At 72.1% G+C, this 14176-nt stretch carries 11 protein-coding genes and 1 riboswitch; of the genes, 1 reads left to right on the top strand and 10 read right to left on the bottom strand.

Annotated elements, in window-relative coordinates; genetic code table 11:
- Positions 1-15: 15 nt before the first annotated feature.
- Positions 16-477 carry a VWA domain-containing protein gene (locus JHD82_RS07930; protein WP_082848303.1) on the bottom strand — a complete coding sequence of 154 codons (462 nt, stop codon included), beginning with the start codon at positions 475-477 and terminating at the stop codon, positions 16-18.
- A gap of 6 nt (positions 478-483) precedes the next feature.
- On the opposite strand from JHD82_RS07930, the gene JHD82_RS29860 reads away from it, so the two are divergent.
- On the top strand, positions 484-669 hold the full coding sequence (locus JHD82_RS29860) for a hypothetical protein (RefSeq protein WP_233174662.1): 186 nt from the start codon (positions 484-486) through the stop codon (positions 667-669).
- Positions 670-686: 17 nt separating this feature from the next.
- Here JHD82_RS29860 and JHD82_RS07935 read toward each other — a convergent pair whose 3' ends face one another.
- The 9 genes from JHD82_RS07935 to JHD82_RS07975 form a co-directional block, all read right to left on the bottom strand.
- Positions 687-1841, bottom strand: coding sequence for an ATP-binding protein (locus JHD82_RS07935; protein ID WP_199135906.1), 1155 nt, complete (start codon positions 1839-1841; stop codon positions 687-689).
- On the bottom strand, positions 1838-5659 hold the full coding sequence (gene cobN / locus JHD82_RS07940; RefSeq protein WP_199135907.1) for a cobaltochelatase subunit CobN: 3822 nt from the start codon (positions 5657-5659) through the stop codon (positions 1838-1840). Before cobN ends, JHD82_RS07935 begins: the two co-directional genes overlap by 4 nt.
- 29 nt (positions 5660-5688) lie before the next feature.
- Positions 5689-6738: a cobalamin biosynthesis protein CobW gene (gene cobW, locus JHD82_RS07945; RefSeq protein WP_199135908.1), complete on the bottom strand. Its 1050-nt coding sequence runs from the start codon at positions 6736-6738 to the stop codon at positions 5689-5691.
- Positions 6739-6765: 27 nt separating this feature from the next.
- A complete protein-coding gene (locus JHD82_RS07950) occupies positions 6766-7788 on the bottom strand; it encodes an LLM class flavin-dependent oxidoreductase (protein WP_199135909.1) in 1023 nt (340 codons plus the stop codon).
- Between the two features lie 4 nt (positions 7789-7792).
- Positions 7793-8557: an ABC transporter ATP-binding protein gene (locus JHD82_RS07955; RefSeq protein WP_013800603.1), complete on the bottom strand. Its 765-nt coding sequence runs from the start codon at positions 8555-8557 to the stop codon at positions 7793-7795.
- Positions 8554-9576, bottom strand: coding sequence for an iron ABC transporter permease (locus tag JHD82_RS07960; protein WP_199135910.1), 1023 nt, complete (start codon positions 9574-9576; stop codon positions 8554-8556). The genes JHD82_RS07955 and JHD82_RS07960 overlap by 4 nt, the downstream gene beginning before the upstream one ends.
- Positions 9573-10514, bottom strand: a complete 942-nt coding sequence (locus tag JHD82_RS07965; protein ID WP_199135911.1) for an ABC transporter substrate-binding protein — start codon at positions 10512-10514, stop codon at positions 9573-9575. Before JHD82_RS07965 ends, JHD82_RS07960 begins: the two co-directional genes overlap by 4 nt.
- A gap of 10 nt (positions 10515-10524) precedes the next feature.
- Complete coding sequence (locus JHD82_RS07970) at positions 10525-12765, bottom strand: TonB-dependent receptor (RefSeq protein WP_199135912.1); 2241 nt, start codon at positions 12763-12765, stop codon at positions 10525-10527.
- A 127-nt stretch (positions 12766-12892) separates the two neighbouring features.
- Positions 12893-13178: riboswitch (cobalamin riboswitch) on the bottom strand.
- A gap of 54 nt (positions 13179-13232) precedes the next feature.
- A complete protein-coding gene (locus JHD82_RS07975; RefSeq protein ID WP_199135913.1) occupies positions 13233-14108 on the bottom strand; it encodes a CHAD domain-containing protein in 876 nt (291 codons plus the stop codon).
- Between the last annotated feature and the right edge of the window lie 68 nt (positions 14109-14176).

The raw sequence follows: 14176 nt of genomic DNA on the forward strand, positions 1-14176 counted from the left end.
CGTCAGAGCCGCAGATCAGCCTGCGAAATCATCGGCCCGCACATGGCGTGCGTCCCAGGCGGCAGCCAGCGCAGCGGCCCGGCCCAGGCGCACGCGGCCTGATTCAAAGTCCACGATGCCTGCCTCCTGCGCCGCCGCAGGCCGCGCAGGCCGCTCGCGCGTGCGGCCATCGGTGAGCAGCCACAGCCAGCCCTGGCAGGAGGCGTCTGCGCCGCAATGGCGCTGCAGCAACTGGCCCGCCTGCTCCACGGCCGCCTGCAGTGGCGTGCCGCCGCCCCCGCCAATGGGAGCGATCCAGTCGTCATTCCAGGCCGCTGCCTTGCGCGGCGGCAGGCGCAATTCCACGCGCGTGCCCGCAAAGCAGATCAGTGCCACCTGCTCGCGGCGGCGGTAGGCCTCCTCCATCAGCGACAGCAGCACGCCCTTGGCACGCGCCAGTGCGCCGCTGCCGGCCATGGAGGCCGAGCAATCGAGCACAAAGCAATGCAGCCGCGTGGCCTGCGGCGGCTCGCGGCGGCGCTGCAGATGTTCAGGCGCCAGCGCCTGGGCGCCGCGCGCGGCCAGCGTGCGCGGCCAGTCCCAGCTGCCGGTGGCCTGCCCGCCTTGCGACTGGGCCAGCCGGGGCTGGCCTGCCGCCTGCTGGCCCGCCCCCGCAGCCCTTGCCTGTAGCGTGGGGCCGCGGGGGCTCAGGCTTTTTTTGTGGCGGGCGCTCCCGCCTTTGCGGCCTCGCGGGCCAGCAATGAGGGCACGGCGACACGCAGCAGGCCCACGGGCTCGGGCGGCATGGCGCCCCAGTCAGCCTCGGAGGGCGGACTGTCGCCTGCGCCGTTGGCCGTGGATTCTGCAGGCGGCCGGATTTGTGCCGGCGACTGCGAAGGCGGATTCGATGGTGCCTGCTGTGGGGATGGCTGCTGCTGCTGCGGCTGCGGCTGTGGCTGCGGCGCCCCCGGCTTGCGGCGGTGCACCAGCACCAGCTCGGCCACGGCCTGCACATGGTCGGGCCTGACCTCGGCATCGCCCAGCCAGGCGGCCCAGGCGCGGGCGGCGCGCAGCAGCACCAGGTCGGCGCGCAGGCCGTCCACCTGGGCGGCAATGCACAGCGCTCCGGCGGCCTGCAGCACCGCGTCGGACCAGGGCAGCGCGCCGGCCGGCTGCAGGCGCTCGCGTGCCGTGCGCAGCTGCGCGGCCAGCGCGGCCTGGGCGTCTGCATGGCGGGCGCGGAAGGCGGCCGGGTCGGCATCGAACAGCAGCCGCGCGCGCACGATGGCCTGGCGCTGGGCCGGGTCCTGCACATTGGCCAGGCGCACGCACAGGCCCAGGCGGTCCAGCAGCTGCGGGCGCAGCTGGCCTTCCTCGGGGTTCATGGTGCCCACCAGCACGAAGCGCGCCGCGTGGCGGTGCGAGATCCCGTCGCGCTCGACCACGTTGACGCCGCTGGCGGCCGCATCCAGCAGCACATCGACCAGGGCATCGGGCAGCAGGTTGATCTCGTCCACATAGAGCACGCCGCCATGGGCGCGCGCCAGCAGGCCGGGCGCGAATTTGAGCGCATGGCCGGCCATGGCCTGGCCCAGGTCCAGCGAGCCGGCCAGATGCTCCAGCGAGGCGCCCAGCGGCAGCGTGACGAAGGGCGCGGCATCGATGAGCTCGGCCAGCGCACGCGCGGCCGTGGACTTGGCCGTGCCGCGCGGCCCCTCGATCAGCACGCCGCCCAGTTGCGGGTCGATGGCGGCCAGCAGCAGCGCCTGGCACAGCAGGGGCTGGCCGGCGATGGCGGCAAAGGGAAACAGCGGCGGCAGCGCGGGCTGGGCGCCGCTGCCCAGGTCAGGGGAGGCGGTCATCCGCGCAATCCTTCGAGATGGTTTTCATGTTCCAGCAGCAGGTCTTCCAGCTGCTGGCGATAGTCGCCGGGCTGCTCCCACAGGCCGCGCTGCATGGCTTCGAGCAGGCGCTCCAGCATGTCGCGCAGGGCCTGCGGATTGTGCTGCACGAGAAAGTCGCGCGTGGCCGCATCCAGCACATAGGCGTCGGCCACCAGGGCGTACTGGTGGTCGCCCACCTGCTGCGTGGTGGCGTCGAAGCCGAAGAGATAGTCCACCGTGGCCGCCATCTCGAAGGCGCCCTTGTAGCCGTGGCGCTTGGCGCCGTCCATCCACTTGGGATTGGTGACGCGCGAGCGCACCACGCGCGCAATCTCCTCCTTGAGCGAGCGCACGCGCGGCTGGGCCGGGTTGGCATGGTCGCCGTGGTAGAGCGCGGGCTGGCGGCCCGAGAGGTGGCGCACGGCCGAGGCCATGCCGCCCTGGAACTGGAAGTAGTCGCCCGAGTCGAGGATGTCGTGCTCGCGGCTGTCCTGGTTGTGGGCCACCACGTCGAGCTCGCCCAGGCGGCGGCGCAGCGCATCGCCTGCGGGCACGCCCTCGGCGTCCTGGCCGTAGGCGTGCTGGCTCCAGCCCAGGTAGGCCTGGGCCAGGTCGGCATCGCCCTGCCAATCACCGCTCTGGAACAGTCCGCCCAGTCCCGATCCATAGTGGCCGGGCGGCGCGCCGAACACGCGCCAGCCGGCCTGCAGGCGGGCCTGCACGGCGTCCATGCCCTGCGCCTGCAGCTGTTCGGCCTCGGCCAGGATGCGCGCGCGTATGGGGTTGTCCTCGGCGTCCTCGTCCAGCGCGGCCACGGCCTGCACGGCCGCGTCGAACATCTGCACGGCGCCCGGGAAGGCATCGCGGAAAAAGCCCGAGATGCGCAGCGTGACATCCACGCGCGGCCGGCCCATGCCCACGCGCGGCACCACCTCGAAGTCCACCACGCGCTGGCTGCCGGGCGCCCACTTGGGGCGCACCCCGATCAGCGCAAAGGCCTGGGCGATGTCGTCGCCGCCCGTGCGCATGGTGGCCGTGCCCCAGACCGACAGGCCCAGGGTGCGCGGGTACTCGCCATGCTCCTGCAGATAGCGCTCCAGCAGCCTGAGCGTGGCCTGCTGGCCCAGCTCCCAGGCGGCCTGGGTGGGAATGGCGCGCGTGTCCAGCGTATAGAAATTGCGCCCCGTGGGCAGCACGTCGGGCCGCCCGCGCGAGGGCGATCCGCTGGGCCCGGGCGGCACGAAGCGGCCCTGCAGGCCGCGCAGCAGCTGGCGCAGTTCCTCGCCGCCACAGGCATCCAGCGCGGGCGCCAGTACGGCATGCACCTGTTGCAGCGCAGCGCGCGTCTGCGGCCAGTCACCGGCCGGGGCCTCACCTTCCAGCAACTGCTGGGCCAGCAGTTCCAGGCGCTCGCGCGTGTCGCCTTCATGGCGCCAGGGCTCGTCGCTCACGGCCTGCAGGGCGGCGGGGCGCGCGCCGGTCCAGGGGCGTGCGGGCTCCATGCGCAACGGGTCGAACCCGGGGCTGTCCAGCAGGTCGGCGGCCAGCGCCTGTATCAGGCCCTGGCCTTCGTCCGACGGGAAGCGCGCCAGCGCCAGCAGCGTGTCGCGGCGCTGGCGCCCTTGCGGCGACGCACCGAAGACATGCAGGCCGTCGCGGATCTGGGTTTCCTTGAGCTCGCACAGGTAGGCGTCTATGCGTTCGAGCACGGCATCGTCGTCCTGCGCGGCGCCGGGCGCCAGGTCCAGCTCCTGGTCCAGGTGCTGGCGGCGCACGATGTCCAGGATCTGGCGGCGCAGCAGCGCGCCGCGCCGCGCATCGACCAGCAGGGCGTCGTAGTACTCGTCCACCAGGCGCTCCAGGTCCTGCAGCGGGCCGTGGTTTTCGGCGCGCGTCAGCGGCGGCATCAGGTGGTCGATGATCACGGCCTGGCTGCGGCGCTTGGCCTGGGCGCCTTCGCCGGGATCGTTGACGATGAAGGGGTACAGGTGCGGCAGCGGGCCCAGGATGGCATCGGGCCAGCACGCGCCCGACAGCGCCAGGCTCTTGCCCGGCAGCCATTCGAGGTTGCCATGCTTGCCCACGTGGACCATGGCGTCCACGGCAAAGCGGTCGCGCAGCCAGAAGTAGAAGGCCAGGTAGCTGTGGGGCGGCACCAGCTCGGCATCGTGGTAGCTCGCATAGTCCTGCGCGCCCATGCCTTTACCGACCAATGCACGCGCCGGCTGTATGCCGACAAAGACATGGCCCAGGCGCAGGCCCGCGATCATGAAGCGGCCCTGGCGCAGCAGCGGGTCGGCCTCGGGCGCGCCCCAGCGCGCCGTGATGGCGTCGGCCATGCCGTCCGGCAGCGCGGCCAGGCGCGCCAGGTACTCGTCCAGCGCATAGCTTTGCCAGGCCGGGCGCAGCGGCCACTGGGCAGGGTCGTTGGCAATGCCCTGCTGCAGGGTGTGCATCAGCGCCTCGCCATCGGAGGGCAGCTGCGCGGGGTCGCCCAGCTCGTGGCCTTCGGCCGCCAGGTGCTGCAGGATGGCGATCACGGAGGCTGGCGTATCCAGCCCCACGCCGCTGCCGATGCGGCCTTCGCTGCCCGGATAGTTGGCCAGAACCAGGGCCAGGCGCTTGTCGCGCGCGGGCAGGCTGCGCAGGCGGCACCAGCGCCAGGTCAGGTCGGCCACGAAGTCCACGCGGTCGGGCTCGGGCTGGTAGGCCACCACGTCGGCCTGGGTGAAGGCGCAGCGGTGGGACAGGCCCTTGAAGCTGATGGCGCGCGTGATGATGCGGCCATCCATCTCGGGCAGCACCACCTGCATGGCGATGTCGCGCGGGCGCAGGCCCTGGCTGTCGGCCCACCAATCCTCGCGGTTGCCGCCGCTGGCGATCACCTGCAGCACGGGCGCATCGCCGGCCAGGGCCGTGCCCGATTCCAGCGCCGAGAACGCCGTGGTGTTGAGCACCAGCTGCACGGCATGGTCTTCGCAGAGCTGGCGCAGCGTGGCCAGGCACAGCGGGTCCTTGAGCGAGTCCAGCGCCACGGGCAGCGGGTTCATGCCGCGCTGCTGCAGCGACAGGGCCATGGCGTCGAAGGCTGCCGTGTTGCCCGCCAGCAGGTGGGAGCGGTAGAACACCAGGGCCACCGTGGGCGCGCCCGGCGTCCAGGCGCGCTGCAGGTCGTCGATGCCGGCCACGTCATGGGCCTGCACCTGGGCAGGGTTGGGTGCGTTCTCGAACAGCGCAGGCGGCACGTGCACGGCTGCCTGAGGCAGGGTGCGCGGCGGCAGCGGCGCATCGCCCCGGTCCAGCCCGTGGTAGACGGTGGCCTTGAGGAATTCGCGCGCATTGGCCGCGCCGCCCGAGCGCAGGTACTGCCACAGCTGGCGGCAGGCGGCGGCCGGCAGCGTGCTGCGCGCCAGCAGGTGCGGGTCTTCCTGCAGGTCACCCGAGAACATGGCCAGGCGCTGCCCCTTGCGGCGCGCCAGCGAGCCGATCTGCTCGATGCCGTAGGGCCAGGCCGATTCCGAGCCCAGGTGGTCCACGATGACCACGCGGGCATGGCGCAGCACCTCGTCCACATACAGGTCCAGCGAGGCGGGCTGGCGCAGGTACAGCAGATTGGCCAGCCGCACCGAAGGGAAGTCCGCCGACGCCCCGGCCAGCGCGGCCACGGCCGAGGACAGCAGGGCCAGCGTGGTGTCGGCCGAGCTCAGGATGACGATGTCGGCCGGCGTCTGGTCGAGGCGGGTGACGATGCTCTCGTCCTCGACGAAGCCGCCGGGGCGCGTGGACAGCAGGTGCATGGAACAGGTTTCAGTGCGGAATCGGAAGGTCAGGCGGTCACATTCTCCAGGCCCTTGCGCAGCGCTGCTTCGTCAAGGTCTTGCCCGATGAACACCAGGCGCGTGCCGCGTGCCTCGCCCTCGCGCCAGGCGCGGTCGAAATGGTGGTCGAAGCGGCGGCCCACGCCCTGCAGCAGCCAGCGCATGGGCTTGCCCGGGATCTCGGCAAAGCCCTTGACGCGCAGGATGCTGTGCTGCTCCACCAGCGTCTCCAGCGCGGCCAGCAGGCGGTTGCGGTCAACGGCGGGCAGGTCGATCACGTAGGAGTCGAAGTCGTCGTGGTCATGGTCCTCGTCGTGGTCATGGTGGCTCACGCGCTGGTCGATGGTGGTCTCGGCCGCCTTGGCCAGGCCCAGCACCACGTCCAGCGGCAGGCGGCCCTGGGAAGATTGCACGATCTTGACCTCGGGCGGCAGCTCCTCGCGCACCAGGGCGGTCACGCGCGCCAGGGCCTCGGCATCGGCCAGGTCGGTCTTGTTGAGCACCACCAGGTCGGCCGCGCCCAGCTGGTCCTCGAAGAGTTCGTGCAGCGGCGATTCGTGGTCCAGGTTGGGGTCGGCGCGGCGCAGCTCGTCCACGGCCTGGGGATTGGCGGCGAACTGGCCGCTGGCGGCCGCCGGCGTGTCCACCACGGTGACCACCGCGTCCACGGTGAACACGTTGGCGATCTCGGGCCACTGGAAGGCCTGGACCAGGGGCTTGGGCAGGGCCAGGCCCGAGGTCTCGATGATCACGGCGTCGATCTGGTCGCGGCGCTCGGCCAGCGCGCGCATCACGGGGAAGAACTCCTCCTGCACCGTGCAGCACATGCAGCCGTTGGCCAGCTCGTACAGCGCGCCTTCGCGCTCGTTGCCCTCGTCGTCGCAGCCGATGCCGCAGCCCTTGAGGATCTCGCCGTCGATGCCCAGCTCGCCGAACTCGTTGACGATCACAGCGATGCGCCGGCCATCGGCGTTGTCCAGGATGTGGCGCAGCAGCGTGGTCTTGCCGCTGCCCAGGAAGCCGGTGACGATGGTGGCGGGAATCTTGGCGGTTTGCATGGAAGGTTCTCCAGAAAAAAGAGGAAGTCAGACGGTGGCGAAAGGCACGGCGCTGCGCAATGAAGGGAGAACCTCCTGCGCAAACAGTTCCATGCCGGCGAGGGCCTGGGCATCGCTCCACAGGCCGTTGGCGTTGAAGACGCAGCGCAGCTGGCCCATGCCAGTGCGCTCGCGCAAGGCGGTGATCTGCGCATGGCACTGTTCGGGCGTGCCATGGATGAATTGCTCGGCCAGCACGCGCGGCACATCGATGGGCAGCACTTGGCCGGCCGGCACGCCGCGCTTGCCCGCAAAGTACACGCGCCGCTGGTACAGCTGCGGCCACAGCGTGGCCAGCTGGGCCTGCACGGCGGCCTCATCGGCACCGATGCAGACATAGCGCGCCAGCGATGAGCGCGCGCGCAGCGCGGCGGCATCGCGCCCGCGCTCCCGGGCAGCGGCCTCCAGGCGATCCAGCTGCATGCCTTCGGGCGGCTCCAGGCTCAGCAGCAGGGGCAGATTCTGATCGACGGCAAAGCCCAGGGTCTCTGCCGTGGAGCCGGCCACATACAAGGGAGGATGCGGACGCTGCACGGTCGAAGGCAGGGCGGGCCGGTCCTCGAAGCTCCACGGCCCCTGCCCCGCCACGATGGGCCTGCCCGACAGCGCCTCCACCAGGATGCGGCAGGACTGCTCGAAGCGCTCGCGCGTGCTGTCCGCATCGATCTGCAGGGCGCGCAGCGCAGCCGGTTCCGTGCCCCGGCCCACGCCCACGTCGATGCGGCCGGCGCTTTGCAGGTCCAGCTGGGCAATCTCCTCGGCCAGCATCAGCGGATGGTGCAGCGGCAGCACCAGCACCGAGGTGCCCACGCGCAGCCGTTCGGTGCGCGCCAGCACGGCGGCGGCCAGCAGCAGGGGCGAGGGATAGGGCCAGGCGGTATCGGGCACGCGGAATTCGTTGAACCACACGCCCTGGAAACCCAGGCGCTCGGCGCGCTCGAACAGCGCCAGGAATTCACGGTGCCCGCCGCGCGTGGCGTCGCGCGTCCAGCCGGCCAGATCGATGCGCATGGGGTCAGTTCTCCTGTTTCAGCCGCGCGCGCAGCAAGGTTTGCGGAGGTGCGTCGATGCGCTCGAAATCCACGCCGAACACGGCATCCAGCCCCGGCGCATGCAGCAGCTCGGCAGGGGCTCCATCGAGCGCAATGCGCCCCTGGTCCAGCACGATGACGCGCCCGAAGTGCGCCAGCGCCAGGTCCAGGTCATGCATGACCACCAGCACCAGCCGCTCGCGCCCACGCTGCGCCAGCGCCTGCACCAGGGCCAGGCGGTGGCGCACGTCCAGCGCGGCGCCGGGCTCGTCGGCCAGCAGCACGGGCGGGTCGGTGGCCAGCACGGTGGCCAGCAGGGCACGCGCCTGCTCGCCGCCCGACAGCGTGGACCAGCGCCTGCGCGCGAAATCCTGCAGCCCGGCGCCGGCAATGGCCGCCTCGACATCACCCCGGCCCGCCAGCCGCATGTGCATGAGCTCGGCCAGCGTCAGGTCCCAGTGCGGCGCAAAGCGCTGGGGCATGTAGCCCACGCGGCGTGCGCGCTCGGCCACGGGCAGGGTGGCAATGTCTTGCCCGTCCAGCAACACGCTGCCGGATGCAGGCGCCTGCAGCCCCGCCAGCAGGGACAGCAGGCTGGACTTGCCCGCGCCATTGGGCCCCACCAGGGCCACGGCGCCGCAGGCGGGCAGCTGCAGCGAGACGGCGTCCAGCACGCTGCGGCCACGGTGGCGCAGCGTGAGGGACCGGGCCTGCAGGCGCGGTGGGGCGCAAGGGATGGCACCGTTCATGCGGACCTCAGCCTGCGCGCCAGCAGCACGATGAAGAAGGGCCCGCCCGCCACGGCCGTGACCAGGCCCAGCGGAATCTCGGCCGGCGGCAGCACGCTGCGCGCAATGGCATCGGCCAGCGTGACGATGATGGCGCCCGTGATCGCCGACGCCGGCAGGGCCGCGCGGTGCAGCGGTCCCGCCATCCAGCGCGCGATATGCGGCGCAGCCAGCCCCACGAAGGCCACCAGCCCGCCATAGGCCACGGCCACGGCCACCACCAGCGAGCCGGCCAGCACGGCCAGCGGCGTGAAGCGCGCCACGTCCAGGCCGAAGCCCTGGGCCGCATCGGCACCCAGGCCCAGCAGGTCCAGCCCGCGCGCCAGCGCCATGGCCCCGGCCAGGCAGGCCAGGGAGGCGCCGGCCAGCAGGCCCAGCCCGCTCCACGACGGCGTCTGTATGCCGCCCAGCACCCAGCTGAGCACCACCTGCAGGCTCACCGTCTCATCGGACAGCGCCAGCATCAGGAACGAGCGCAGCGCGCCCAGCACGGCCGCCAGCGCCACGCCGGCCAGCAGCATGCCGGCCGCATCGGTGGCACCGGCCACGCGCGAGACGGCCAGCACCAGCATGGTCGAGCCCCAGGCGCCCGCAAAGGCCAGCACGGGCAGCGTCCAGGCCTGGGGCAGGCCGAACAATAGATGCATGGGAACCAGCAGGGCGACAGTCGCCCCCAGCGCCGCGCCGCCCGAGGCGCCCAGCAGATAGGGCTCGGCCAGCGGATTGCGGAACACGCCCTGGAAGATGGCGCCCGACAGGCCCAGCAGCGCGCCCACCAGGGCGGCTGCCAGCACGCGCGGCACGCGCCACTGCAGCAGCAGCCGGCTGCGCAGGCTGTCTTCGCCGCCCAGCGCGGCCAGCAGGTCGGCCGGGCTGGCCCACTGGTGGCCCGCGCAGGCGGCGATCAGCAGGCTGGCCAGCAGCAGCAGGACCGCACCGGCCCAGGGGCGCCACGCAGGGGGATGTGAAAGGGAATTCATGCGGCCTCCCCGGCCCAGGCCGCAGGGTGCAGCCAGCGCGAGAGCTTTTCCACGCCGCCGAAGGTGCGCGGCCCGGGAATCAGGAACTCGGCGCGCGCCACCGTGGTGGCCCGGCCGCCGCGCACGGCACGCAGGTCGCGCCAGCCGCGCTGGCCGATCAGGTCCTGCATGGCCTCCTGGGTGCCTGCGAACAGCAGCACGTCGGGGTCGGCGGCCAGCACGGCCTCGGGGGAGACCTGGGGCACGGTGCCCAGGCCGTCCAGCGCGAACGCGGCGCCCGCGCGCACCATGGCCTCTCCCGTATAGGTGCCCGGCCGGGCCGCCAGCAGCATGCCGTTGCCCAGCCGGCCCGTGACCATGAGCGCGCGCGGCCGGGGCTGGCCGGCCACCTGCCGGTCAACGCGCAGCAGCCGCGCTTCCTGCGCCGTGGCCAGCGCCTGGCCGCGCGCCTGCACGCCCGTGGCGCGGGCCACCAGGCGCAGGTTGTCCATCACCTCGGCCAGCGAGCGGCTGAGCAGCACCATCACCGGCACGCCGATGCGCTCCATGGGATCGACCAGCTGGTGCGCCGCCTGGCGCGCGGGCGTGACGATGACCAGGTCCGGCTGGCGCGCCACCACGGCATCCACCGAGAACCCCAGCCGCCCGCCCACCTTGGGAATGCGCTCCACGCCCGGTGGAAAGCGCGTGAAATCCTCCACGCCCACCACGCGGTCCAGCAGGCCCAGCGCGGCCACCAGTTCGGTATTGGAGGCAAAGATGGAGACGATGCGCTGCGGCGGCGCGGCAATCTCCACGCGCCGGCCCAGCGCATCCTGCAGCACCACCGGACCGCCTGCAGCGACGGTGTCGGCCCAGGCCGCGGGCAGGCCGCAGCCCAGGGCCGCCGCCGCGCCCTGGCGCAGCAACTGGCGGCGCGTGGTGCTGGATTGCCTCATGCCGTGATCCTCAAAACTCTGCTTGCAGGCCGACCATGAGTTCGCGGCCCGCCATCGACGTTCCGCAGCCGCCGTTCTGGTACGCCGGGTTGGCGATGCAGGGCGCGCGGTCCAGTGCGATGAAGATGGGATGGCGGTTCAGGTCGAACAGGTTGTTGACGGCTGCGAACAGCTTGACGCCGCGCGACACGCGGTAGTCGGCCCGCAGGTTCCAGATGGTGAAGGCGCCCTTGCGGTGGATGAAGGTGCTGCTGGGCTCGCCCTGCGGGATGAGCAGCGCCTCTTCCGTGTCGTACCACATGGGACCGCGCAGCAGCGTGGACAGCTGCAGGCTCCAGTCGCCCTGCAGCCGCCCGCTGCCGCGCCCGTAGCGCACGCCGGCCGAGGCCTCGTAGCGGTACATGCGCTGCACCTTGTCGGTATTGGCCGAGGCCGGCGATCCCTTGTCCCGCATGCTGAAGTGGTAGTAGCCGCCAGCCCAGGCCTTGAGCTGGTGACCCGTCAGGTTCAGCGCCCGCGCCAGGTCCATGTCGGCCTGCATTTCCAGGCCGCGCGCCACGATGTCGGCCGCGTTGTTGGCGTAGTCCGAGGTGTTGGTCGTGGCCCCGCGCGAGACGGTGATGATGCGGTCGCTGATGGTGTTCTGGAACAGGGCCGCATCCACGCGCCAGCCGGGCTGCTGCAGCGCGGCGCCGACCTCGATTTGGCGGCTGGTCTCGGGCTTGAGGTTGGGGTTGCCGAAGGTGCGGCCACCGCCGACGGCCGTGAAGTCCGAGGCCAGCTCCGTGGCCGTGGGCGCGCGGAACCCCGTGGAGGCCGCAGCGCGCAGCGTGAGCCGGTCCGTGGCCTTCCAGGTGGCGCCGGCAGACCAGGTGTGGTTGTCGTAGTCGCGCGTGCTGGCCTGGGCCAGGGCCAGGTTGGGCGTCTCATCGAAGCGCGTCGTGCCCCAGGTCTTGCGCAGGCCGGCACGCAGGGTCAGGCGGTCGTCGAACAGGGTCTGCGCGTCCTCGAAGTACAGCGCGTGCACCTGCTCGGTCTGGTTGTTGTCGTAGGGCGCAACCTGGCCCGCAGGGCCGCCCGGCATGGCCACGCGCAGGCGGTCGGAGCGCAGCTTGCTGCGCTCCCAGTCAAAGCCCATCAGCAGGTCATTGGTCTGGCTGACACGCAGGCGCGGCTGAAAGCGCAGGCCCGTGGCGTCCAGCTGGCGGTGGTTGTAGTCGCGCGCCGTGCCGGGCACGGCGCTGTTGCCCGAGCGGATCACGGGAGAGGCCCAGTTGAACTCATCGGTATCGACCAGGCTGTAGAGGTGGGTCGTCCAGCTCAGGCGCTGGCCCGGCAGCGCGCCCTCGTAGGTCAGGTCCAGCGAGCGGTTGCTGCGGTTGTCGCGGCTGTAGATGTTGGCGCCCGATCCGCGAAAGCCCGCGTTGTAGATGCCGTCCGTGCGCAGTTGCAGCTCCACGCGGTGCAGCTCGTGCAGCTGCCAGCCCAGGGCGCCGCTGGCCCCGCGCCGCTTCCAGCCCGTGTTCTCCATGCGCGTGCCGCCATCGCCCGACTCGTAGTCGCCGCGCCCGCCTGCGCTCACGCCGAAGTACCAGTCGAAGCGGTCATTGGCGCCGGCCGTCTGCGCATCGGTGCGCCACAGGTCCCATGAACCGGCCTGGACCTGGGCGCGCGTGCCGGGCGCCGTCGCCCCGGTTTTCATGATGATGTTGACCACCCCGCCCATGGCCTGGCTGCCGTAGATCACCGAGGACGGGCCGCGCACGATCTCGATGCGCTCCACATCCGAGGGGCTGAGCTTGGACAGGTTGGCCGTGCCCGCGCGCCGGCCGTTGACCAGCACCAGCACCTGGCTGCGGAAGTCGCGCCCCTGGCCGTCGGTGGAGGCGCCGCGCAGGTTCATCGAGGTCTGGGCCGCCGTCCATTCGCTGAGAAAGCCCACGGCGTTCTCGGCCAGCAGGTCGGTGACCGAGCGCGCGCTGGAGCGCTCTATGGCCTCGCGGTCGATGGTCTGCGTGGTGCCCGCGATGCGGCTGCGCGCCTCGGGCCGCGCGGTGGCGGTCACGAAGACGGCGTCCAGCGCATCGTCGGCGGAGTCCGCGGATCGGCCCGAAGCCGGCTCCTGTGCGGCGCCGGCCGCTGCAGCGCAGCTGGCCAGCAGGGCCGCAGCCGCTGCGGGCCGCAGGCTGGAGACAAGAGGGAGAACAGAGAGAAGGCCGGAGGAATCGGCGGCCGAGGAAGCGAAGCGCATGCGTTGACCCAACTGCCCCACTCACCCGCGGGGCCTATCGTCTGAACCACGCCGCACAGCGCGCACGCCGGAGCCGGCCACGGCAGCGCAGGCTGGGGCCGGACCGGACAGGCGCACTCCCGCGGCGTCCGAAAGCAATGCAGAAGGCCGGTATCCGGGCTTGCGGAACGCTGCGGCGCGCAGGGTGGGCGCGCTGCGGCAGGCATCCCCGCCTTCCCATGCCCGAGAAGGGCACAGTGGCTTGCAGCGCGCGACCTGTGGATAGCGCGCCAGCGTGGGGAGTTGTATTCCGCTGACCGTTGCGGGGGCAGCGCAGGCATTGCGAGCGACCACCTCGATGGCATCGCGCACCTGCTTCCCGTTGAACCCCTGGCCGGTGAGCGGCATGGGGCACCTTCAGCAACAGCGCACCGCCACGGCCCAGGGGCTGCGGCGGTGCGCCAGCGGCGGATTATCGCTGATGCTGTCTAGAGCCAGAAGCCCGGCACCCGGGCCAGCGCCCGCAGCGCGCGGCGGCTGCTGCGCGCGCTGGTGGCCAGGCGGGCCTGCAGGTAGCCGGCCGCGAACCAGGCGCGCGGGTCGCGCGCGGCCTCGGCATGGAAATGCTCGGCCGCCACGGCCATGTCGTTGTGCAGGCCCAGCGCGTCCTGGGCGGGCAACAGCGCCTCGGCAAAGCGCCGGCCCTTTTTGCCGGGCCACATTCCGGGCGCGAATTCCCGTGCAAAGTCCGCCAGGTAGCGCAGGCGCTTGAGCCGCTTGCGCACGCGGTGCTGCTGCGCCAGCGGCAGGCGGTCGAAGTGCAGGCCATCGCGCAGCACCTGGCGGTGCAGGCGCGCCAGCCGCCGTGCCAGGTACTTGCGCGTGCCTGCGGCGGACAGGCGGGCAAAACGGGCCGATGGCTCTGTCTGCGGCGCCTGCGCCAGCGCCCGGATCTCGGCCAGCACCTGAAGGAATGGCGGCTCGCGCACGGCAGCGGCTGCATCCGCCTGCACGGCCTGCGGCGCCTGCCAGTCGCACAGGGGCGCATGGGCGGCCTGCAGCAGCGGGCGCACCACATCGGCCAGCGTATCGGCATCGCGCAGCGTGCCCAGTTGCGCAAAGGCCTGGGCCAGGGGTTCATCCCATTCGGCGCGCATGCCGGGCGCCAGCCCTGCGCATTCGCGCAGCACGGTGCGCAGGCGCCGCAGGGCCACGCGCAGCTGGTGGATGGTCTCGGCATCGCTGCCACCGCCCTCCAAGACCGCCAGGTGCGACTGCACCTGGGCCAGGGCAGCAGCCAGCGCCGCACGCACAAAGCCGGCCGCATCGGGCCGGTCAGGGTGCTGCTTCGCAGGGGTGGACATGGTCAGGCAAGGAGATGTGGACGTTGCCGACGATTGTGGGCGCAGCCCCGCGCCAGGGTCAATCCATG

Origin of the sequence: Delftia sp. ASV31 (assembly GCF_016428765.1) — a bacterium.
Classification (GTDB): domain Bacteria; phylum Pseudomonadota; class Gammaproteobacteria; order Burkholderiales; family Burkholderiaceae_C; genus Comamonas; species Comamonas acidovorans.

What these genes read in the sequence shown, in the direction of transcription:
- JHD82_RS07965 (WP_199135911.1), bottom strand. Translation starts at nt 10,514, where the DNA reads ATGAGGCAATCCAGCACCACGCGCCGCCAGTTGCTGCGCCAGGGCGCG.
- JHD82_RS07935 (WP_199135906.1), bottom strand. Translation starts at nt 1,841, where the DNA reads ATGACCGCCTCCCCTGACCTGGGCAGCGGCGCCCAGCCCGCGCTGCCG.
- JHD82_RS07960 (WP_199135910.1), bottom strand. Translation starts at nt 9,576, where the DNA reads ATGAATTCCCTTTCACATCCCCCTGCGTGGCGCCCCTGGGCCGGTGCG.
- JHD82_RS07950 (WP_199135909.1), bottom strand. Translation starts at nt 7,788, where the DNA reads ATGCGCATCGATCTGGCCGGCTGGACGCGCGACGCCACGCGCGGCGGG.
- JHD82_RS07970 (WP_199135912.1), bottom strand. Translation starts at nt 12,765, where the DNA reads ATGCGCTTCGCTTCCTCGGCCGCCGATTCCTCCGGCCTTCTCTCTGTT.
- JHD82_RS07955 (WP_013800603.1), bottom strand. Translation starts at nt 8,557, where the DNA reads ATGAACGGTGCCATCCCTTGCGCCCCACCGCGCCTGCAGGCCCGGTCC.
- cobW (WP_199135908.1), bottom strand. Translation starts at nt 6,738, where the DNA reads ATGCAAACCGCCAAGATTCCCGCCACCATCGTCACCGGCTTCCTGGGC.
- cobN (WP_199135907.1), bottom strand. Translation starts at nt 5,659, where the DNA reads ATGCACCTGCTGTCCACGCGCCCCGGCGGCTTCGTCGAGGACGAGAGC.
- JHD82_RS07975 (WP_199135913.1), bottom strand. Translation starts at nt 14,108, where the DNA reads ATGTCCACCCCTGCGAAGCAGCACCCTGACCGGCCCGATGCGGCCGGC.
- JHD82_RS29860 (WP_233174662.1), top strand. Translation starts at nt 484, where the DNA reads ATGCAGCCGCGTGGCCTGCGGCGGCTCGCGGCGGCGCTGCAGATGTTC.